The sequence below is a fragment of the Gracilibacillus thailandensis genome (assembly GCF_010994055.1).
In the GTDB taxonomy this organism is placed as follows: Bacteria; Bacillota; Bacilli; order Bacillales; family Amphibacillaceae; genus Gracilibacillus; species Gracilibacillus lacisalsi.
The window spans coordinates 1-22,388 of the sequence record NZ_WJID01000084.1; the positions used below are offsets into that span (position 1 = coordinate 1).

Here is a 22,388-nt window from a genome sequence, read left to right on the forward strand (position 1 = left end):
TAAAACTACACCACCACATTTGACAAAGAACCAAAAATTGATTCTCTTTCCTTAACAAATGTAATGGTTGGGGTTATGTATATACATATATAAGTGAAAAATTTTTCTAGTAGATATAAGTATGATAAACTGAATGCGTTGATATAAGTTTTTTGTAGATTAATGAAACTTTTTATACATAATTTCCGTATGAATACTTAGATGTCAAAGCACTTAGTGAAGGGAGGGTGGGATTTGAAAAAATACGTATCTGTGTTGTTGGTCTCGATATCAATCATTGCAACACTATTTACCTTCACCAATAGTTTTCAAACGGAAGTGCTTGCTGAAGACAGTGGAGAAGGTAAACTCGTTTATGTTATACCAATAGAAAACGAGGTAGAACGTGGCTTAGAAGCGTTTATTAGAAGGACAACAACGGAGGCAACTGAAAATAATGCAGATCATATTATTTTCGAAATTAATACTCCTGGAGGTCGAGTAGATGCTGCAGAATACATTGGAGAAATATTGCAGGATTTAGAGATCGAAACGACCTCATTTATTACAGTCAGAGCACTTTCTGCAGGCTCTTATATTGCTTTAAATACGGATAATATTTATATGAAACCCCAAACAAGTATGGGAGCAAGTGGAGTCATTAATTCAGATGGTACCGCAGCTGACAAAAAAGCACAATCAGCATGGATTGCAAGTATGAGAGGGGCGGCAAGCTCTAAAGACAGAGATCCATTATATGCAGAAGCTATGGCAAATGCTGAAATTGATTTACCTGAATATGGTGCGCCAGAAGGTGATTTCCTAACTTTGGATGCTAATAATGCAGTAGAAGTAGGATATGCGCAAGGGATTGTAAGTCACAGGTCAGAGTTATTAAGTAATCTATCCTTAGCAGATGCAGAAGTCATTGAAACCGAACCAACTGCTGCAGAAGGTTTAGCTCGTTTTTTGACAAATCCGATAGTTGTACCGATTCTGTTATCGTTAGCTAGTATTGGTTTAATTGTGGAATTGTATTCCCCTGGTTTCGGGATTCCAGGCTCCATTGGAATAGCCTCATTGGTTTTATATTTTTATGGACATATCATAGCTGGTCTAGCAGGTTATGAAGCAATTGTTTTACTTATATTAGGGATTGTTTTAATTATTATTGAAATATTTGCACCGGGGGGGATTCTCGGCTTCATTGGTATTGGTGCGATAGTAGCTTCATTATTTATGTCGACTGATGATCCTGGGCATATGGCGATGAGTATTGCTATTGCACTTATTTCAAGTATTATTGTAGCTGTTATTCTATTTAAAACGATTGGTTTGGAGAAAGGGGTATTCAGACATGTTATTCTCAAAGACTCAACAACTACAGAGCAAGGTTATGTCTCTAGTGTAAACCGATTAGAATTAATTGGTCAGGAAGGGATTACCGTTACACCACTAAGGCCATCAGGAACTGCAGAGTTTGGTGAAGAAAGACTGGATGTGGTGTCAGAAGGAGCTTTTATTGATGTGAACACACCGATAAAAATCATTAAAGTCGAAGGTTCACGTCTTGTAGTAAGAAAAATATAAACTTTTAATTTCTAGGAGGATGTAGTATGGAAGGATTTGGAGATATTTTTCCAATTATTATTATTGGGCTGATTGTAATTGCAGTTGCTATTCTATTTACCTTTATTCCGGTAATGCTGTGGATTAGTGCACTTGCAGCAGGTGTAAGAGTAAGTATCTTTACGTTAGTTGGGATGCGCTTGAGAAGGGTTGTTCCTTCACGAGTTATTAACCCGTTAATTAAAGCACACAAAGCAGGTTTAGATGTAACGACAAATCAATTAGAAAGCCACTTTTTAGCTGGTGGTAATGTTGACCGAGTTGTTAATGCGTTAATTGCTGCACAACGAGCAAATATTGAGTTGAGTTTTGAACGTTGTGCTGCGATCGACTTAGCAGGTCGTGATGTTTTAGAAGCGGTACAAATGAGTGTTAATCCGAAAGTAATTGAAACACCTTTTATTGCAGGTATTTCAATGGATGGTATTGAAGTAAAAGCGAAAGCAAGAATTACTGTTCGAGCAAACATTGATCGACTCGTCGGTGGTGCTGGTGAAGATACAGTTATTGCCCGTGTTGGTGAAGGTGTCGTAAGTACTATTGGTAGCTCAGAAGCACATACGAAAGTATTAGAAAATCCCGACTCTATTTCTCATAACGTTTTAAACCGTGGATTAGATGCTGGTACTGCTTTTGAAATCTTATCAATCGATATTGCCGATGTTGACATCGGTAAAAATATTGGTGCGATTTTACAAACAGACCAAGCCGAAGCAGATAAAAACATTGCTCAAGCAAAAGCGGAAGAACGTCGTGCAATGGCAGTTGCCCAGGAACAAGAAATGGTTGCAAAAGTTCAAGAAATGCGTGCCAAAGTGGTCGAAGCAGAAGCAGATGTACCAAAGGCACTTGCAGAAGCACTACGTTCTGGCAATATGGGTGTCATGGATTATATGAATTATAAGAATATTGATGCTGATACAGATATGCGTGATTCTATTGGTAAATTAACAGAAACAGATAACGAAGAAGAAGACAACAAGTAAGAATCCTCATAGGGGCTTTCTTGGTTAGAAGGCGTAAATTGCTAATAACTGATGAATAGTCCCTGAAAGGAAGATGTAAATGGATGAATTGTTAAGTTTTATTGTTCCGATAATAGCATTAGTGTTTTGGCTTTTCGGTCTGTCAAAATCTAAAGATGAAGGGCAGAACCAAAAGAGACCACAAAGACCTGTTCAACAAAAAACTAGTCATACGCAACAGCCAAGAACCGAAACAACAATAGATCAAACTATTCCTGATTTGCAAACAATCGATACCAATCCTGAATCTGAACAAGAGACATTTGCTCAACAAAAGGAAAAGCAAATGGAAAAATTAAAGGAAAAAATCCAGCACGCAGAAAATATTCGGGATAAATCGAAAGACCAGCAGCTAGGTAAGCATGATGCCATTAAGGATGGTCCGCCGCCAAGAGCGTATCGAAAAGATAGTAAAGAACAGATTTCTTTATCAGTTGAAAAAAACTTAACATCAAAAGGAATAGCTCAAGGGATTATTATGTCAGAAGTGTTGGGACCGCCTCGTGCCTATCAAAAAAGAAAACATTATCGGAACTATCGTTAAAAAAGTCGAATGGGAAACCATTCGGCTTTTTTACTTGTAATGTAGGAAAGTATATAATCCGCGGCATCAACGAATTTGTAAGTAGAGAGAGCTATTTTGAAATAGCTTGTACAGGAAACCATCGCTACAGCTGTCCACTTCGCTTTCCACGGGATTTTCGCCTAAGCTAACGTGACTTCAGCAATCGCCCTACGATAAGTCATCATCGGTTCGCTTTTCTCAGTGATTCCTCTAGCTCAGTAGATTAGCTCCAGCCGTTACGTTTTTAAGCGGACGTTCTGCACTTTTCTTATTTGTCTTTCATCAGTTGTGTATAACTGTTCTTAAATTTGTATATTTTCATAGAATGTAGTTGAGGGGAGGCATATAAACAGTGAAAAAGATAAAAGAAAAATTTATGACTGCCTTTACACGTACATTTGATTTGCCTTCTGAAGTAACACTGGAATTGCCACGGATCACAATGATCGGATCCATTCATGCGTACATAGAAAATCATCAAGGCCTTATCATCTTTTCTTCTACCGAATTACTTTTAAAAGTCCACCAAGGACATGTTCGAATAAAAGGAGAAGATTTTGTCTTGAAAACCATGATTGATAAAGACATTTTACTAGAAGGTAATATAAAAGATGTCACCTTTGAGCAATAATCGTAAAGTCTGAATTCGGAGGGAAGGGCTTATGTTTTTCAAACGCAAAAATTGGTTATCAGGATATATCACGATTGAAATTAAAGGTCAGTATCCAGAGCATTTTTTCGATTTGTGTGCAAAATATCATATTCCATCCTGGGATATCAAAAAAAAGAGCGAAACAATCGCATTGGGGAAAATAAAATTATCTGATTTGCCTAAACTAAGGGTTGTAAAAAGAAAAACAATTTACAAAGTATATTTTAAAGGGAAAAATGGACTACCTTTTTTTCTTCGTCAGTTACTTTTTCAAAAACCACTATTAATTGGATTCCTTGTTGCTATGGCAGTTATTTTTTTCTTGTCTAATATCGTTTGGCGAATTGATGTATCAGGTTTGGATGAAGAAATTGAAAACAAAGTCATCCAACAATTAGAAGAATATGGTATAGAAGAAGGTAGCTTTCAGTGGAATATAGATTCATCAGCTTCTATCCAAAAACAGTTATTAACGGATGTTCCAGAATTGTTATGGATTGGTGTGAAAAAGAGTGGATCTGCTTTTCATCTCGAAGGTGTTGAAAAGACAATAGTTGAAAAAGAAGAAGAGGAAGCAGTAGGACATTTAGTAGCCACCAAAGAAGGTGTTATTGAAGATTTATTTGTTTCTAGAGGACAACCTCTCGTAAGAACCAATGATGTTGTCTATCCTGGAGATATTTTAGTATCTGCATATCTAAATGACTCGGAGGAAGATGAAGAAGAAGAAGCACGAAAGCCTGTGGCAGCAGAAGGAGAGGTAATTGCTAAAGTATGGTATAAAAGTGAAGTGACCATACCGTTGGACAACCAGTATCAAGTACTCAATGGTAAAACAGAACAAAAACATTATTTACATGCTTCTAAATATTTAATTCCGATCTGGAATTTTAAAAATCCTGAATATAAACATTATCAAGTCGATATTGAAGAAAAAAATTTTTATTTTTTAAAATGGAAACTCCCAATCAGTTATATAAACCAAACCATATATGAAGCAGAGTTGAAAGAGGAACAACTTAGTGAAGATAAAGCAAAGGAAATTGCATTAGAACAAGGTAGAAGACAGTTAAGGAGAGAAATTCCACATGATGCAGAAATTACGGATGAAAAAGTTTTGCACGAAAGTGTAGAGAGTGGTAAAGTAAAATTAACCTTGTATTATACTGTACTAGAAAATATTGCAAAGAAACAACCAATTACTCAAGGAGATTGATTATGTCAGAAGATCTAAAGATGATTGATTTACAATTAGAAAATCCTAATGAAGCATTAACACTTTTCGGTACAGAAGATCGACATTTAAAGCAATTAGAAGAACAATTGCAAGTATCGATTACTTCTCGTGGTGAGCAAATTAGTGTTTCTGGTAGTAATACAGATGTAAAAGTTATTCAAGAAGTTTTAAATGGATTGTTAACCATTATTAGAAAAGGAATCACGATCACAGAGCGAGATGTTATTTATGCAGTAGATCTTGCAAAGAGAGGTAAAATTAACCAATTAGAAACATTATTTGAAGATGAAATTACCAAAAATGCAAAAGGCAAATCCATCCGTGTAAAGACTTTAGGGCAACGCCATTATTTGCAGACGATGAAACAGAATGATCTTGTCTTCGGGATAGGTCCAGCCGGTACTGGTAAAACATACTTGGCTGTAGTAATGGCTATCCACGCACTAAAAAATGGCAAAGTAAAGCGAATTATTTTAACAAGACCAGCAGTTGAGGCAGGAGAAAGTTTAGGTTTCTTACCGGGAGACTTAAAGGAGAAAGTCGACCCTTATTTACGTCCTTTATATGATGCTTTACATGATGTATTGGGGACCGAACATACGATGCGTTTAATCGAGAGAGGAACGATTGAAATTGCACCCCTTGCTTACATGCGTGGTAGAACGTTAGACGATGCTTTTGTTATTTTAGATGAAGCTCAAAATACAACCAATGCACAAATGAAAATGTTTTTAACGCGTTTAGGTTTCGGCTCCAAAATGGTGATTACTGGTGATGTCACTCAAATTGATTTGCCTCACGGAGTTCAATCAGGTTTAACGGAGGCAAAAGAAAAACTAGCCAATATGAAAGGTATCGGTATTGTTTATTTATCGCAATCTGATGTGGTACGACATCCAATAGTACAAAAAATTATCGAAGCATATGATAATTAAATGAAGTGGGGCTTCCATCATTTGGGGGTCTCACGTATGGATCGTGCCGTAAAAGTTAAGGTCACTCTCTCCTAAAATTATTTACGAATGGAAAGCCCAAGAGATGGGGGAATCGAAATGAAAAAACTTTGGTGGTTAAAACAAAAAGTTGTTTCTTTTTTTCAGTATAATAAAATTCAATTAGTTACAGCATGCATTGCTATCGCAAGCATCTTTTTTGTTGTAACTTACCAGAATGTTCATACAGAAACGTATGATATAGAAAAGTTTTCTACAGCAAATGAAACTATTCGTTCCCCTATTACGATCGAGAATACCAAAGAAACCGAACGGAGGATTAGAGAAGTAGTCCAATCCGTAGAGGACCATTTCGAAATTTCGGAAGAAGTGACCGAAGAACAAATTACATATATAAATGAGGTTTTCGAAGCGATAGACAAAATCGAATCAGGAAATATCGAATTAGATTCGGAGGAAGAAACCCTTGATTCTGTTTCAGAAAAGATTACTTATCTTGAAAATATAGTTCACGATCAACTACTTCTTGAAGTTGATAGAGCTACGTTTAGAGCATTATTCCAAGCGACAAATGAAGAAAGAATATTAGCGAAGGAATTAATTACGACTGCATTATATGATGCGTATTATAATGGCATTAAGGTCGAAGAAGTTGATCAAGCCATTCAGACAGCTCAACAAAAACTGACGTATTCAACATTAGATCCTTCTTTTGTGGATGCTTTACGGCCACTCATTGCCTTTAGTATACAACCTAATTCATTTTTCTCTGCTGACCAAACTAATGAAGCGCAACAACAAGCGAGAAATAGTGTTGAGCCTGTAATGATAAGAGCAGGAGAAGTAATTGTTGAAGAAGGACAATTGATTACGAATGAGTTATATGAAGAGCTTGAGGTTACAGGCCTTTTAAACGAAGAACGGAATTTTTATCCGATGATTGGTTTATTCCTGTTAGTTACATTAATTGGCTTATTTTTGTTTTTTGAATTAAGCCACCATATGAACAGGTCTAATTTTCATTTTCGTAAATTATTGGCAGTTAGCGTGTTAAGCATTTTTATTGTGTTACTGATGAAAGTAGTAAGTTTTTATACAACTTCTGTCAATCCTTTATACTTAGTTACCCCTGTCGCCACGGTATCTATGTTATTAAAAATCCTAGTTAACGAACGAATTGCTATAGTTATGTCGTTATTTTATGGTGTGATTGGCAGTGTCATTTTTAATGCGGATATTCCAGGATTGTTAAATATGGAAGCAGGAATTTTTATTATCTTCTCTCAGTTAGCCAGTATTTTCTCCTTGTCAGTAGTTAAAGATAGAGGATCGATTATTAAAAGTGGATTAGCTACGTCCGTCATTAATATGGTAACAATCTGTTTATTTTTATTCTTATCCTTCGAAAAATATTCGTGGTTAGATTATTTATCTTTAAGTGGATATGGATTTCTCTCGGCTATATTTGCTACAGTACTAACAATGGGGATGTTGCCTTTCTTTGAGACGGGGTTACGGATTTTATCTGATACAAAGCTTTTAGCTTTATCAAGTCCTAATCAACCATTATTACGTAAGTTGTTAATTGAAGCCCCTGGAACCTACCATCATAGTATCATGGTAGCTAATTTAAGTGAGGCATCCTGTGAAGCGATTGGTGCAAATGGTTTACTGGCTCGCGTTGCAGCATATTATCATGACCTTGGTAAAACAATCCGGCCTCATTATTTTATAGAAAATCAAATGGGAATGAAAAATCCCCATGATTATCTTGATCCTTATCAGAGCGCAGAAATCATTTTACAGCATCCAGTTGATAGTGCAAAGCTGCTAAAAAAAGAAAAAATACCTAACGAGATTATTGATATTGCCTTACAACATCATGGCACGACTTTATTGAAGTATTTTTATTACAAAGCGAAAGAACGGAATGACAAAGTAAATGAAGACGATTTTCGATATGAGGGGCCTAAACCAAAGACGAAAGAAGCTGCTGTAGTTTCAATCTGTGATTCCATTGAAGCAGCTGCAAGGTCACTGGCAAACCCCACTCAGGAAGAGATTGAAAAAGTTGTATCATCTATTTTCGAAGATCGATTATTAGACGGTCAGTTAAACGATAGTACCTTAACATTTAAGGAATTAGAACAAATGAAATTAATAATTTGTGAGACATTAAAAGGTATCTACCACTCTCGAATTCAGTACCCTAAGGAATCCAACATGAAGGAGGCGAAATAGAAATGGAAATAGATTTTCATGATGAAACAGAAAAAGTATCAGAGGAACATTTGGATTTAATTAGTCAATTGCTTACTTATGCTGCAAAACAGGAAAACATTGCAGCTGATTCAGAGTTGTCCATTTCATTTGTCAATAATGATGAAATCCAACAGTTAAATAAACAATATCGCGAACTAGATAAACCAACTGATGTCTTATCTTTTGCTCTTGAAGAAGAAGTTGATCAAGAGATAAGGATCATAGGAGCTGATATTCCCGTAACGCTAGGAGACATTATCATTTCGGTTGATAAAGCAGATGAACAAGCTTTGGAATACAATCATTCTTTTTCTAGAGAATTAGGATTCTTAGCTTTACATGGTTTTTTACATTTGCTTGGCTATGACCATATGAATGAAGAGGACGAAAGAAAAATGTTTTCCAGACAAGAGGAGATATTAAATGAGTTCGGATTATCGCGAGAAAAATAAAATTCATTTTGGTTTGCGGTATGCATTGAACGGTCTGAAAATTGCCATTTTGTCAGAACGGAATATTGTGATTCATTTTATTGCAGCAACTATTGTTTTAATTGCTGGGGTTCTCTATTCTATTTCCGTGATAGAATGGGCTATTTTGTTTTTGACGATTGGTGCAGTTATAAGTATGGAAATGATGAATACTGCTTTGGAAAGAGCTTTAGATTATTTGGAGCCAGAGCATCGACCTCAGATAGGAGTCGCCAAGGACATATCTGCAGGAGCGGTCTTAGTGACTGCCATTGTGGCAATCATCATAGCTTGTCTCATTTTTGCACCAAAGATTTTGTCATAAACCGAACATTTCCTTAGAGGAGGTTTTACGGACGTTTAGTATCGTGATTTTACACTATAGGAGCACATATTTTTAAACTTTACCACTAGTTTTGTCGAAAGTATGAAATGTCAGAGAAGATATAGTATTATTATGTTATAGATAAGCAACAGGATTTAAAGCGGAGGAAAAGTTATGCATAACAATTTCAAATCAGGATTTATAGCCATTATTGGTAGACCAAATGTAGGGAAATCGACCTTTATGAATCATGTTATTGGTCAAAAAATTGCTATTATGAGCGATAAAGCACAAACTACCAGAAATAAAATTCAAGGTGTATACACTGATGAGCAAAAACAAATTGTATTTATTGATACCCCTGGAATTCATAAGCCTAAGCATAAATTAGGAGATTTCATGGTGAAAATAGCGGAGAATACGTTAAACGAAGTAGATGCAATTATGTTTATGATTAATGCGGATGAAGGCTATGGTATGGGTGATCAGTATATCATGGATCGATTGGAATCAATTAAAAAACCTGTTTTTTTAGTGATTAATAAAATTGACCTTGTTCATCCTGATCAACTGCTTCCACTTATAGACCAATATAAGGACAAGTATCCTTTTAAAGAAATTATACCGATTTCAGCTTTGGAAGGAAATAATGTTAATCATTTAATGGATGTCTTTACAGAGCATCTTCCGGAAGGCCCTCAATATTATCCAGATGATCAAATTACCGATCATCCGGAACGGTTTATCATTAGTGAATTAATACGAGAGAAGGTCTTACAATTAACGAGAGAAGAAGTACCTCATTCTGTTGCTGTAGTAATAGATGGAATTGATAATCGTGGTGAGGATGAAAAAGTCTTAGTACAAGCTACCATTGTGATTGAAAGAAAATCACAAAAAGGTATAATCATTGGTAAGCAAGGTCAAATGTTAAAAGAGATTGGGAAAAGAGCTAGACAAGATATCGAACGATTGTTAGGTTCGAAAGTCTATTTAGAGTTATGGGTGAAAGTGCAAGAAAATTGGCGGAATAAACCACATCAACTAAGTGAATTTGGTTTTAATCAGGATGAATATTAAAATAAGATGTAAATGTTTGATAAGTTGTTGTTTGTAGTTTGATACATGGTAAATATTTTTACTAATTGAATGAAGATTTCAGGAAAATCTAATATTGAACACAATGAAAGATTACCATAAGGAAAGGTGAGGTTTATTGTGATCGATGTACCATGGAAGATATTTAGTCAAACAGGCAATATTGAAGCGTACTTATGGATGAAACAAGTGGAGTCAGATGATTTTGAAGAAGAAGAAGAAGAAATAGACGATTCGTTGTTAAAGGATACTCATTTGTAAATAGTGAAAGGGAAAGGTGAAGCTTGTGTTTGAAAAAGTTGAAGGCTTCATTTTGAAAACACAGGATTATGGGGAAACACATAAAATTGTGACGATATTAACACCAACATTAGGAAAAGTTGGTGCCATAGCAAGAGGTGCAAAGAAAACAAAAAGTAGAATGGCTGCTATTACGCAGCCATTTATTCATGGTTCATTCCTGATTCAGCCAGGATCAAGTCTTGCTACTATTCAGCAAGGCGAAGTAATCACTTCCTTTCGTAAAATACGGGAAGATATATTTAAAACCGCATATACAAGCTATTTAGCAGAATTAACGGATAAATTGGTCGATGCTAAAAAGTATAACCCATTTATTTATAAGCAATTATTACATACAATTGAGCGAATAAATGATGATAAGGATCCTGAGATATTAACAATGATCTATGAATGGAAAATGTATAAAGAAGCAGGGTTCGCTCCTGTAGTGACACAATGTGTTTCATGCGGAAACTCCCAAGATTTAAAAGTATTTTCTATTTCAAATGGTGGGTTGTTATGCAGAAATTGTGTACGATTAGACGAGAATGCGATTTCGATACCTGAAAAAGTAGCAAAGCTAATGGCGTTATTCGCTTGGGTTGAAGTGGAACAAATCGGGAATATTTCAGTAAAAACTGAAAATAAAATGATACTACAGAGAATCATGGATCAATATTACGAAGAGCATGGCGGTTATTATTTGAAGTCCAAAAGATTTCTGAAACAGATGAATCAGTTAAATGATAAATTATAATTGACAATTGGTGTAATCTTGCGTATGATGTAAAAATGAAATGAATAGCGGATTGCAAAGAAAGAGAGTAGTACTGATTCATTGTCTTTTAAGCGAGTTCAGGGTGGTGGAAGCTGAACAAGGTCAAAATCAGGAAGGCGCTCTGGAGCAGCTTTAACGAAAGTGGTCGTCTTCATTAATTTTTGACGACAAATAGGGTGGAACCGCGGGCAAACCCGTCCCTATGCTTTATCAGTGGATAAGGCATAGGGACGGGTTTTTCTATTGCTCTCTCATCTATAACACATAATGCATAAACTGCGAAATGAAGTGGACATGGATTTTTACTCATCCATTCAAAATATGGGTGAGTAGAAAACTAAGAACGTTTGCTTGCCAGTTCTTTGTCTGGAAGACGCGAAAGCTTTAGTAAGATGGCTCAACGGAAAAATCCATCGTGTACAGAAATACGATGCGTCTTCATACTAGCGTTGTGGAGCAAATCTTAGCGAAGGCCGCCCACTTCCACACCTGTGGGAATTTTTTGACCTGAAGATCCACGTTTTCGAGCGGATTATGCTCGAAAACGTTAGCTGAAGGGCAAACCCCACGGAACGGGAAGTGGGCAGCCGGAGTGTCGGTTATCATCATGATAAATGTCAAAATTACTTCATAAGTGACTGTTTAAACAAATAGTATTTTCACTAGTTCGCATGATGTGTTTAAAGTTTTCTTATTAAAATTGTTATCAAACCGTCTATACATAGGAGGATGTACTGATGAAGAATATTCAAGAGATGATATTAACTTTACAAAAGCATTGGTCAGATCAAAATTGTATCTTAATGCAAGCATATGACGTTGAAAAAGGGGCCGGAACAATGTCACCTATGACCCTGTTACGTAGTCTAGGTCCGGAACCTTGGAACGTAGCATATGTAGAACCATCACGTCGACCAGCAGATGGTCGCTATGCGCAAAATCCAAACAGATTATATCAACACCATCAATTCCAAGTGATTATGAAACCATCTCCAGACAATATTCAAGAACTATATCTGGAATCATTAGAGAAGTTAGGAATTGATCCTAAACATCATGATATTCGTTTTGTTGAAGATAATTGGGAGAACCCTACTTTAGGTGCAGCTGGATTAGGATGGGAAGTCTGGTTAGATGGTATGGAAATAACACAATTCACTTATTTTCAACAAATTGGTGGACTAGAAGCAAAACCGGTAGCCGTTGAAATCACTTACGGCATCGAACGATTAGCTTCCTACATTCAAGATAAAGAGAATGTATTTGATTTAGAATGGACAAAAGGAGTTACAGTTGGAGATATCTTCTACCAGCCGGAGTATGAACATTCTAAGTACACGTTTGAAGAATCTAATACAGACATGCTTTTTGACTTGTTCACTACATATGAACAAGAAGCAAAGCGAGCAATGGAAAAAGATTTAGTCTTTCCTGCGTATGATTATGTTTTAAAATGTTCTCATACTTTTAATTTATTAGATGCAAAAGGTGTTATTTCCGTAACAGAACGTACCGGATATATCGGACGTGTCCGTAATTTAGCAAGAGAGATCGCTAAGTTATACGTAGCAGAAAGAGAAAGACTTGGATTCCCGATGTTGAAAGGAGAAGAAAACCGTCATGAAAACAACTAATGTTTTATTTGAAGTTGGTTTAGAAGAAATGCCAGCTCGTTTTATGAATGACACGGAAAAGCAATTAAAGAATAAAACGATCGAATGGCTTAAAAATATTCGATTAGCTTATCAAAACCTAACCACCTATATAACACCAAGGAGATTTGCTGTACTGATTGAAGGATTAGACTACAAGCAAGCCGATCAAGAAGAAGAAGCAAAAGGCCCTGCCCTGAAGATCGCACGGGATGATGAAGGGAATTGGTCGAAAGCTGCGATCGGCTTCTCCAAAGGTCAAGGAAAGTCTGTAGATGATCTGTATGTAAAAGAAATTAATGGAACAGAATATGTTTTTGTAAATAAATATTTAAAAGGTAAAACACAGGAAGAGTTGTTACCGGATTTTAAAGATATTATTCTCAGCCTAAACTTCCCTAAAAATATGCGTTGGGCTGATCAAAACTTGCGCTTTATTCGACCGATAAAATGGCTAGTAGCCTTACAAGATGAAAATGTTATTCCTTTTGAGATTGCAGGTGTCCAGACAAGTAATGTCAGCTTCGGTCATCGCTTTTTAGGGGGGAAAATAGAAATAAGAACACCATCTAACTATTCACAGCTATTAAGTAAGCAATATGTAATTGCAGAAACAACGAAACGGCAACAAATGATTGTTGAAGGTATCAAGCAACTGGAACAAGAAAAAGGATGGCATATTCCTGTTGATGATGATTTACTAACAGAAGTAGCACATCTAGTAGAGTATCCAACTGTATTCTTTGGCCACTTTAGTGAGGAATTTTTGCATATACCAAAAGAAGTACTAATTACCTCTATGAAAGAGCATCAACGCTACTTCCCTGTTCAAACGGAAAATAATCAGTTATTACCGTATTTTATTGGTGTGCGTAATGGTACAAATGATCACATTGGTACAGTGTCAAGAGGTAATGAAAAGGTGTTACAGGCAAGACTACAGGATGCACAGTTTTTCTATGAAGAGGATCAGAAACAATCAATAGATAATAACTTAAAACAATTAGATCGGATGGTGTTCCAAGAAAACCTTGGTACAATTGCAGACAAAGTGAAACGAGTAATAGAAATAAGCGAAATTATTGCAAATGAATTAGATTTACCGGAGCTGGAAAAGAAGCAAATCGAAAGAGCTGCGAAGATCAGCAAATTTGATTTAGTAACCAACATGGTTAATGAATTCACGGAGCTGCAAGGTATAATGGGAAGAAAATATGCAACAATTTTTGGTGAAGAAGATGCTGTTGCCCAAGCCATAGAAGAGCATTATATGCCGAGAAATGCTCATGATAAACTGCCGGCTAGTGTGGTAGGATCTGTTGTAAGTATTGCAGACAAAATCGATACAATTGTTGGATGTTTTGCGGTAGGCTTGATACCAAGTGGTTCTCAAGATCCTTATGCTTTAAGAAGACAAGCGCTAGGTATTTTACAGATTAATCAACATAATAGCTGGGATGTTAATATTAATCAATTAATCGAAAAGGTATTTGGATTATTTGATGCCAAAAATATTTCAACAACAGAAAAATCTTACGTATTAACACAATTAGAATCATTTTTCAAACAACGTGCTGCATATATTATGAAAGAAGCAAACATTGAAGCTGATATTATAGAGGCAGTTCTTGTCAATGAATTATCAGATTTCTCGTTATTACTAGAAAAAGCACAATTATTGAAAGAAAAACGTACAGACATTGATTTTAAAGACAAACAAGAAGCTTTCGTCCGCGTAATGAATTTAGCAATGAAAGCCGAGGGAGACGTAACTGTCGACTCCAATCTTTTCGAAAAAGATGAGGAAAACCAATTATATCAATCATTTTTAGATATAAAAGATCCATATCGCAAGGCAATGGTGAAGAAAGATGCCAAAGAAGCACTGGAACAATTAACACCATTGGTTGAGCCTATCCATCAATTCTTCGATAATACAATGGTAATGGCTGATGATGAACAGATTCGTCATAATCGTTTAGCTTTATTGAAAGTAATTGCCGATGAAATTCATCAATTTGCAGATTTAACCAAAGTCCAATGGAAACAGACGCAGATTTAGGTGGACTGAGGAGGACATCACGTACATGGAAAAAGCAATCATTTATGTTGTTTCTGATTCAGTTGGTGAAACAGCAGAATTAGTAACAAAAGCAGCACTCAGTCAATTTATGAGTGAAAATGACTATGATTTATACCGCATACCCTATGTAGAAAATATCGAAGTTTTGCGTGGTGCTGTTTACCACGCAAAACAATTAGGTGCAATGATTGGATTCACTTTAGTCAACCCAATGTTCAGAGAGTTTTTAATCCAGGAATCCGCGAATAAAAATGTCGAATGTGTGGATATAATGGGGCCGATGCTCCAGGCAATGGAACGAAAATTTCAAAAGAAACCCAAACAAGAGCCAGGACTTATTCATAAGCTGGATGAAGATTACTTTAGTAGAGTGGAAGCTATTGAATTTGCAGTTCGCTATGATGATGGCAGAGATCCAAGAGGGGTAGAACAAGCAGATATCGTATTAATTGGGGTTTCCAGAACGTCCAAGACCCCGTTATCACAATATTTGGCACACAAGCAATTGAAGGTTGCGAATGTACCAATTGTTCCTGAAGTAGAACCGCCTTCTTCCTTATTTAACATTCCTACCCATAAATGTATTGGGTTAAGAATCAGTTCTGAAAAATTAAATGGAATTAGGAAGGAACGACTGAAGAGTCTTGGACTGGATGATCAAGCTGCATACGCAAATTTAAACCGAATCGAATCTGAATTAGATTATTTTGATAGGATTATTCATCAACTGGGTTGCCCTGTGATTGATGTGTCGAATAAAGCTGTCGAAGAAACAGCTAATATTATTCTAAATATGATCAATCAGCCTTATTGGGATTTACATGATAACAAGGCAAGTGAATAATATAAGTTAAGATGTTGGCAAATATTTTATTTATGTATTATAATTATATTTTGTGAAAATGTTTATATTATCAATAAAATGTATATTACTTACTAATATAATAAGGTTTTGTTAGACATTTCACCACATATTATCAATGAAAGAAAACATTTTTTCAAAAAAACTTAGAATTTAGCAGGAATTTGCGGTTTTGTGTAGAATAATGTATCCGTAAGGACTTTTTTGTTATCCGACAAATTATTGTCATCGTATGGATAATATTAATTATGGTGTTTATCATAACTAAGTTGGAGGTATTATGTTAACAAGAGGCTGTACTGTTTCTACAGTAATAGCTGTTGTTTATACTGAGGATGAGAAAATTGTCGAACCTTATACTGAGTAAGTTGTAAGAAATGGTGATAAAAATGGCCTATCAAGTGTCAGATGAAACAATTGAATCACTTCGTCATGCTAATGATGTTGTTGATATTGTAGGAGAATATGTTCAATTAAAGAAACAAGGCCGCAACTATTTTGGACTTTGCCCTTTTCACTCTGAAAATACACCTTCTTTTTCCGTTAATCAAGAAAAGCAAATTTATCATTGTTTTGGTTGTGGCAAAGGTGGCAATGTCATAACATTTATTATGGAAATGGAAGGATATACTTTTCAACAGGCTATTCAATATTTAGCTGAAAAATCTGGTCAGTCGATTCCTGAATTGAAAGAACCAGCAAATGAAAGGGTTAATAACGAAGAGCAGACCATTTTAGATGCTTACCAGTGGTTGGTTAAGCTTTACCATCATTTGTTACGTCATACAAAAGATGGAAAAAAAGCTTTGGAATACCTATATGATAGAGGTTTTTCAGATGAGGCAATCGATCAGTTTCAAATTGGTTTTTCGCCAACATCAAGAGATTTTATTGCGCAATTTTTAGAGAAAAAAGGTTTCCACAAACAGAGAATGGCAAATGCTGGATTATTAACGGCTGGGAATGAAGGAAGTTATTATGATCGATTCCAAGCAAGAGTTATTTTTCCAATTCGTAATCATTTAGGGAAAACAGTTGGATTTGTAGGGAGAACTATTTCAGATCAGCAACCTAAATATCTGAATAGTCCTGAATCATCATTGTTTAAGAAAAGTAAATTACTCTACAACTTTGATCTGGCTAGAAGTGAAATTAGGAAAAAAGGAGAAGTCATACTATTTGAAGGCTCTGCGGATGTAATTGCAGCTTATCAGGCTGGTGTTACAAATGGGGTAGCATCATTAGGAACTTCTTTAACCGAATCACATGCCAGTCTTCTAAGAAGGTATGTTGATACAGTTCTCATTTGTTATGACGCTGATGATGCCGGTCAAAATGCTACCTATAAAGCTATTCAGTTATTGAAAAAAGTTGGTTGTAACATAAAAGTAGCAACATTACCTCATAGTTATGATCCAGATCAATATATACAAGAGTATGGCGGTGACAAATTTCGAACAGAAGTGATCGAAACAGCAGATACCGAAATGGTCTTCTTCATGAAATATTTAAAAAAGAATTTTAATTTAAAACTTGAAGGAGATCGACTGCAATATGTAGAAAGAGTAATAGGGGAAATTGCACAGTTAGATAGTTCTATTGAACGAGATCATTATATACGAGAATTAGCAGAAGAGTTTAATCTCTCTTATGATGCTTTATCACAAGAATTAATGTCTCAAATGCGAAATATCAAAAAAAATGATGATAACCATGCTAGGTTTGGTAATACTAATGGTGGAAATCAACAGAAATATACACCGAAACAGTTAAATGTTTTACCGCCAGCATATCAAAATGCAGAGCGTCGATTGATCGCATTCATGTTACAAAATACTCACATTGCAGAAAAAGTCAGAGAAACAATTGGATCTAAGTTCAATTTAGAGCAACATCAAATTATTGTAACCCATCTGTACGGATATTATGAGGAAGGGAATCCACCTGATCCCAGTCATTTCTTAACATATCTGGAAGATGCAAATCTTCAACAAACAGTTGTTGAGTTATCAATGATGGATTATTCTTGGGAAATATCAGAGAAGGAGCTGCAAGATTATATCCATCTTATTCAATCAGAACAGACAGACAGTGAGAAAATTAAACAACTACAACAACAAATGAAACAGTTAGAGAAAACAGATCCAAAAGAAGCAGCTAAAGTAGCAATGGAGATTATAAAGATAAAACAACAATCGAAAAATTGGAGTTAGTTTTGGAAGGAGGGGCACTCATGGCAGAAAACAAGCCGTCACGTTCAAAAGAAGCTGAATTAACAGTTGAGCAGGCCAAAGACCAATTATTGGAATTAGGTAAAAAACGTGGTGTATTAGCATATGAGGAAGTAGCAGAAAGATTATCAAATTTTGACTTAGAATCTGACCAAATGGATGAATTCTATGAGTACCTGAATGAACAAGGTGTTGAAGTGATAGGAGATTCAGATGAAGATCCTACCATGCAGCAGCTGTCAAAAGAGGAAGAATTTGACCTAAATGACTTAAGTGTACCGTTAGGAATTAAAATTAACGACCCAGTTCGTATGTATTTAAAAGAAATTGGTCGAGTTGATTTATTATCTGCTTCGGAAGAAATTGATCTTGCAAAGAAAATCGAAGAAGGTGACGAATACGCTAAAAAAAGGTTAGCGGAAGCAAACCTTCGTTTAGTTGTTAGTATCGCCAAACGTTATGTCGGGCGCGGTATGCTGTTTCTAGACCTTATTCAAGAAGGTAACATGGGGCTTATAAAAGCAGTAGAAAAATTCGATTTCCGTAAAGGATTTAAGTTTAGTACCTATGCAACCTGGTGGATTCGCCAAGCTATTACAAGAGCAATTGCTGACCAAGCGAGAACGATCAGAATTCCTGTTCATATGGTAGAAACAATCAATAAACTGATTCGTGTTCAACGTCAATTACTACAGGATCTGGGAAGAGAACCAACGCCAGAGGAAATTGCGAAGGACATGGATTTAACACCTGACAAGGTAAGAGAAATTTTAAAGATTGCTCAAGAGCCTGTATCCTTGGAAACACCGATCGGTGAAGAAGATGATTCACACCTTGGAGACTTTATCGAGGATCAAGAAGCTACTTCACCGTCAGATCATGCAGCATATGAGTTATTAAAAGAACAATTAGAAGATGTCTTAGATACACTAACAGATCGTGAAGAGAACGTGCTTCGATTGCGTTTTGGTTTAGATGATGGCAGAACAAGAACATTAGAAGAAGTCGGTAAGGTATTTGGCGTGACTCGTGAAAGAATTCGCCAAATTGAAGCAAAGGCATTACGAAAATTACGTCATCCAAGTCGCAGTAAACGGTTAAAAGATTTCTTGGAATAAATCTTTAAGTGTGATTAATGAACTATCTTCTTTCACAGAAGATAGTTCATTTTAAATTTTTGCTTAGACTATCAATGTTTCATCTAATTATCCGATATAATGGTTAAAGTGGTTCTGACTTGGAGATGGTATTAATGGAAGAAGAACGTAAGCAAACAATTATTAACGAAATTAATTACTGGAAAACACATCAATTGTTGCCCAATCAGTATTGTGATTTTTTGCTAGCTCTTTATACGGAAGGTGAAGGGCTATCAGAGAAAAATAAAGAAACGAAACAAACACCTTATTATTTATTGTTTTATTTTTTGGACACCTTACTGATATTATTGCCGTTTTTCATTTTTCAATTTACCGATAATCTTTTAGTACAAATAATTGGTATCGTTCTCACACTCTGTATCGCGTTCGCGATGATGAAGATTTTTTCACGGCATAGTGGATTACAAAATTCTTTTGCTGTTATGATATTTTTTGTAGTGTTTTTATTTGCTACTGTATTATGGATGAATAACCATATTAAATTAGCGTGGATCACCTATTTGTGGATTTTTATTAATAGTATTTCTTGGATTACTTTTGGTAAATTACAAAAGCAATTTTTCTTACAAGTGGCAGGTGTTTTTATTTTAATTATTCTGATCATTATGCTTGGTTTTCATTATTTTTAGACATTTTCGTGAATTTTAATGAGTATCACTTTTCTATTTGTCTTTTTTAAAGTAAAATAAAGATGGTTTTCCATTTATACATAGTAGAAAAAATTGTTGGTACGTAAAACCCAACTTGACGTGTCATTGAAGGAGGAAAAAACGATGAAGAAAAATCCAATTATACCTTTTGCACTTATTGCAGTTCTTGGGATTTTAGCGATGATCATATTATCCGTAGTTGGTCTCAACGAACAAGAAAGAATTGCAACAGGTGGAGATGGTGAAGGTGAAACAACAGAAGCTGATCCAGAAGCACTAATACAAAGCTGTATTGGATGTCATGGCGGTGACTTAGAAGGTGGAAGTGGTCCATCGCTTAATGATGTTCATGAGAGATTAAGTGTTGAAGAAATTGAAAGTATGATTATCAACGGTTCTGAGAATGGTAATATGCCAGGTGGTTTAGTAACGAACGAAGAAGCTGCAGTGTTAGCTGAATGGCTTGCTGAGGGACAAGAATAAATTTGCAAAAGCTTTCTGTGTCTACAGAAGGCTTTTTTCATCTTTCAATATAGTTAAGAGAGGACAAAAAATATGTTATCCAAAAGATTAGAACAACTAGCCGAATACCTGCAGGATCCAATTCATTTTGCTGATATAGGTTCTGACCATGCTTATCTACCATGTTATGTTTGTTCACGGCACGAACATGCAACAGCCATTGCTGGTGAAGTTAACCAGGGTCCGTTTGAAAGGGCAAAGCAAACCGTTGGAGAATATGGACTAGCTGACAGAATTGAAGTGCGAAAAGGGAATGGCTTGGAAGTGATTAAGGAAAAAGAAGTGAATCAAATTACCATTGCTGGTATGGGAGGGAAACTAATTCGAACCATATTGGAAGAAGGTAAGGTGAAATTATCTGGTGTCTCCCGATTAATTCTACAACCTAATCTAGACGCTCAAATTGTTCGTAAGTGGTTAATTGATCATCATTATCAGATTGTTGCAGAAGAAATTATTACTGAGGATGGATATATTTATGAGATTATAGTTAGTAATTATCAAAATAAGTCTCCAGAACTTTCTGAACAAGAACTACTATTTGGTCCATACCTTTTACAAGAAAAAAGTGAAGTTTTTTTAAAAAAATGGTGCCATGAAAAAGAAAAACGTATCAAGTTAATCAATCAGATGAAACAAGCTGCAAACTTGCCGGTTGAAAAAATGAGGAAACTAGAAACAGAGATAGAATGGATTGAGGAGGTAATAGAAGATGACAACCGTTAAGGATGTAATCCGCTTATTCGAGAAATGGGTTCCTAAACAATTTGCAGAGTCTTGGGATAATGTAGGCCTTCAAGTAGGAGCAAAGGACCAAAAAGTGAAGAAAATAATGATCACGTTAGATGTGATAGACGCAGTCGTAGATGAAGCGATTGAGAAAAATGTTGACTTTATTATCGCGCACCATCCGCTGTTATTCAAAGGTTTAAAGCAAATTGATTTTCAAGATCCGAAAGGAAGAGTAGTGAAAAAGTTAATTCAGCACAATATCGCCGTATATGCAGCTCATACTAATCTAGATGTAGTCAGTGGGGGTGTAAACGACCTGCTGGCGCAAAGGTTAGAACTAATCAACACAAAGGTATTAGTACCAACCATAGAAGACCAACTGTTGAAATTTATCGTCTATGTTCCGCAATCACACTTGGATGATGTGGTCGAGAAAATAGGGAATGCTGGAGCAGGGCACATCGGTAACTATAGCCATTGCACTTTCAGAGCTGCAGGAACAGGAGCTTTCAAACCGCTAGAAGGAACTAATCCATTTCTTGGTACACAAGGTAAAATAGAGGAAGTAGATGAGTATAAAGTAGAAACTATTATAAAGAAATCACAGTTGTCTGCTGTCTTGCAAGCTGCAGAGCAAACACATCCATATGAAGAAATGGCGTATGACCTAGTACCACTTGCTAATAAAGGTAATCAGGAAGGGTTAGGCAGAATCGGTAAGCTCGCTAAGCCGATGAAATTATCAGAATATGCGGAATTAGTAAAACGTAATTTAAATATCCCAGCATTGCGTTATGTTGGCGACCAAGATAAATGGATTAAGAAGGTTGCTGTACTTGGAGGTAGTGGTAAAGGTTATATTGATGTTGCACGCCATGCTGGTGCTGATCTATATATAACGGGTGATTTAACCTTTCATGAAGCGCAAGATGCAAAGGAAGCGGGGATTTGCTTGATTGATCCAGGTCACCATGTCGAGGAAGTAATGAAAGAAGGAGTAAAAGATTATTTCTTAGCAAACCTTGATGCATTACCAGAAAAAATCGAAGTAGAGATCTCAACCTTATCAACCGATCCATTTCGTTACCAATAAGCCAAATGAATTGCGCTTGAATGATTGTAGATACAAACTGTGAAGTAATGAAAATACCCTTTGTTCGAAAATAAATACACAGTCACTGAAGTAATTTTGACATATATTTTGATGATAACTACCACTCCGGCTGCCCACTTCCCTTTCC

General features: G+C 35.9%; 21 protein-coding genes and 1 other annotated feature. All 21 genes read left to right on the top strand.

Annotated features, from left to right (window positions below):
• Nucleotides 1-234: 234 nt before the first annotated feature.
• The gene (locus GH715_RS19115) at nucleotides 235-1,569 is read left to right on the top strand and encodes an NfeD family protein (protein WP_153836778.1); all 1,335 of its coding nucleotides are present in this window, start codon (nucleotides 235-237) and stop codon (nucleotides 1,567-1,569) included.
• Between the two features lie 26 nt (nucleotides 1,570-1,595).
• Nucleotides 1,596-2,594: a flotillin-like protein FloA gene (floA, locus tag GH715_RS19120; RefSeq protein WP_018931589.1), complete on the top strand. Its 999-nt coding sequence runs from the start codon at nucleotides 1,596-1,598 to the stop codon at nucleotides 2,592-2,594.
• Between the two features lie 79 nt (nucleotides 2,595-2,673).
• Complete coding sequence (locus tag GH715_RS19125) at nucleotides 2,674-3,177, top strand: hypothetical protein (protein WP_153836779.1); 504 nt, start codon at nucleotides 2,674-2,676, stop codon at nucleotides 3,175-3,177.
• Nucleotides 3,178-3,550: 373 nt separating this feature from the next.
• Nucleotides 3,551-3,829: a sporulation protein YqfC gene (gene yqfC, locus GH715_RS19130; RefSeq protein WP_163578775.1), complete on the top strand. Its 279-nt coding sequence runs from the start codon at nucleotides 3,551-3,553 to the stop codon at nucleotides 3,827-3,829.
• Between the two features lie 31 nt (nucleotides 3,830-3,860).
• On the top strand, nucleotides 3,861-5,066 hold the full coding sequence (gene yqfD, locus GH715_RS19135; RefSeq protein ID WP_153836780.1) for a sporulation protein YqfD: 1,206 nt from the start codon (nucleotides 3,861-3,863) through the stop codon (nucleotides 5,064-5,066).
• A gap of 2 nt (nucleotides 5,067-5,068) precedes the next feature.
• The gene (locus GH715_RS19140; RefSeq protein ID WP_153836781.1) at nucleotides 5,069-6,022 is read left to right on the top strand and encodes a PhoH family protein; all 954 of its coding nucleotides are present in this window, start codon (nucleotides 5,069-5,071) and stop codon (nucleotides 6,020-6,022) included.
• A 117-nt stretch (nucleotides 6,023-6,139) separates the two neighbouring features.
• Nucleotides 6,140-8,281 (top strand): HD family phosphohydrolase, encoded by a 2,142-nt coding sequence (locus GH715_RS19145; RefSeq protein ID WP_153836782.1) that lies wholly within the window; start codon nucleotides 6,140-6,142, stop codon nucleotides 8,279-8,281.
• Between the two features lie 2 nt (nucleotides 8,282-8,283).
• Nucleotides 8,284-8,754: an rRNA maturation RNase YbeY gene (gene ybeY / locus GH715_RS19150; protein ID WP_153836783.1), complete on the top strand. Its 471-nt coding sequence runs from the start codon at nucleotides 8,284-8,286 to the stop codon at nucleotides 8,752-8,754.
• Nucleotides 8,726-9,097: a diacylglycerol kinase family protein gene (locus GH715_RS19155; RefSeq protein ID WP_153836784.1), complete on the top strand. Its 372-nt coding sequence runs from the start codon at nucleotides 8,726-8,728 to the stop codon at nucleotides 9,095-9,097. The genes ybeY and GH715_RS19155 overlap by 29 nt, the downstream gene beginning before the upstream one ends.
• 174 nt (nucleotides 9,098-9,271) lie before the next feature.
• Complete coding sequence (era, locus tag GH715_RS19160; protein WP_018931597.1) at nucleotides 9,272-10,177, top strand: GTPase Era; 906 nt, start codon at nucleotides 9,272-9,274, stop codon at nucleotides 10,175-10,177.
• Nucleotides 10,178-10,315: 138 nt separating this feature from the next.
• Nucleotides 10,316-10,456 (top strand): YqzL family protein, encoded by a 141-nt coding sequence (locus GH715_RS19165; RefSeq protein WP_163578776.1) that lies wholly within the window; start codon nucleotides 10,316-10,318, stop codon nucleotides 10,454-10,456.
• 25 nt (nucleotides 10,457-10,481) lie between these two features.
• Nucleotides 10,482-11,234, top strand: a complete 753-nt coding sequence (gene recO, locus GH715_RS19170) for a DNA repair protein RecO (protein WP_163578777.1) — start codon at nucleotides 10,482-10,484, stop codon at nucleotides 11,232-11,234.
• A gap of 48 nt (nucleotides 11,235-11,282) precedes the next feature.
• Nucleotides 11,283-11,460 (top strand) — a binding site (T-box leader).
• Between the two features lie 532 nt (nucleotides 11,461-11,992).
• Nucleotides 11,993-12,889 (top strand): glycine--tRNA ligase subunit alpha, encoded by an 897-nt coding sequence (glyQ, locus tag GH715_RS19175; RefSeq protein WP_153836785.1) that lies wholly within the window; start codon nucleotides 11,993-11,995, stop codon nucleotides 12,887-12,889.
• Nucleotides 12,876-14,969, top strand: a complete 2,094-nt coding sequence (gene glyS, locus GH715_RS19180; protein WP_153836786.1) for a glycine--tRNA ligase subunit beta — start codon at nucleotides 12,876-12,878, stop codon at nucleotides 14,967-14,969. Before glyQ ends, glyS begins: the two co-directional genes overlap by 14 nt.
• A gap of 25 nt (nucleotides 14,970-14,994) precedes the next feature.
• Nucleotides 14,995-15,834, top strand: a complete 840-nt coding sequence (locus GH715_RS19185) for a pyruvate, water dikinase regulatory protein (RefSeq protein WP_153836787.1) — start codon at nucleotides 14,995-14,997, stop codon at nucleotides 15,832-15,834.
• Nucleotides 15,835-16,241: 407 nt separating this feature from the next.
• Complete coding sequence (dnaG, locus tag GH715_RS19190) at nucleotides 16,242-18,065, top strand: DNA primase (protein ID WP_153836794.1); 1,824 nt, start codon at nucleotides 16,242-16,244, stop codon at nucleotides 18,063-18,065.
• A gap of 20 nt (nucleotides 18,066-18,085) precedes the next feature.
• On the top strand, nucleotides 18,086-19,201 hold the full coding sequence (rpoD, locus tag GH715_RS19195) for an RNA polymerase sigma factor RpoD (RefSeq protein ID WP_018931604.1): 1,116 nt from the start codon (nucleotides 18,086-18,088) through the stop codon (nucleotides 19,199-19,201).
• 119 nt (nucleotides 19,202-19,320) lie between these two features.
• The gene (locus GH715_RS19200; protein WP_153836788.1) at nucleotides 19,321-19,872 is read left to right on the top strand and encodes a hypothetical protein; all 552 of its coding nucleotides are present in this window, start codon (nucleotides 19,321-19,323) and stop codon (nucleotides 19,870-19,872) included.
• A gap of 144 nt (nucleotides 19,873-20,016) precedes the next feature.
• Entirely contained in the window at nucleotides 20,017-20,376 is a 360-nt protein-coding gene (gene cccA / locus GH715_RS19205) for a cytochrome c550 (protein WP_153836789.1), read from the top strand.
• A 72-nt stretch (nucleotides 20,377-20,448) separates the two neighbouring features.
• On the top strand, nucleotides 20,449-21,141 hold the full coding sequence (locus GH715_RS19210; protein ID WP_153836790.1) for a tRNA (adenine(22)-N(1))-methyltransferase: 693 nt from the start codon (nucleotides 20,449-20,451) through the stop codon (nucleotides 21,139-21,141).
• Nucleotides 21,128-22,240, top strand: a complete 1,113-nt coding sequence (locus GH715_RS19215) for a Nif3-like dinuclear metal center hexameric protein (protein ID WP_153836791.1) — start codon at nucleotides 21,128-21,130, stop codon at nucleotides 22,238-22,240. The genes GH715_RS19210 and GH715_RS19215 overlap by 14 nt, the downstream gene beginning before the upstream one ends.
• The last annotated feature ends 148 nt before the right edge of the window (nucleotides 22,241-22,388 follow it).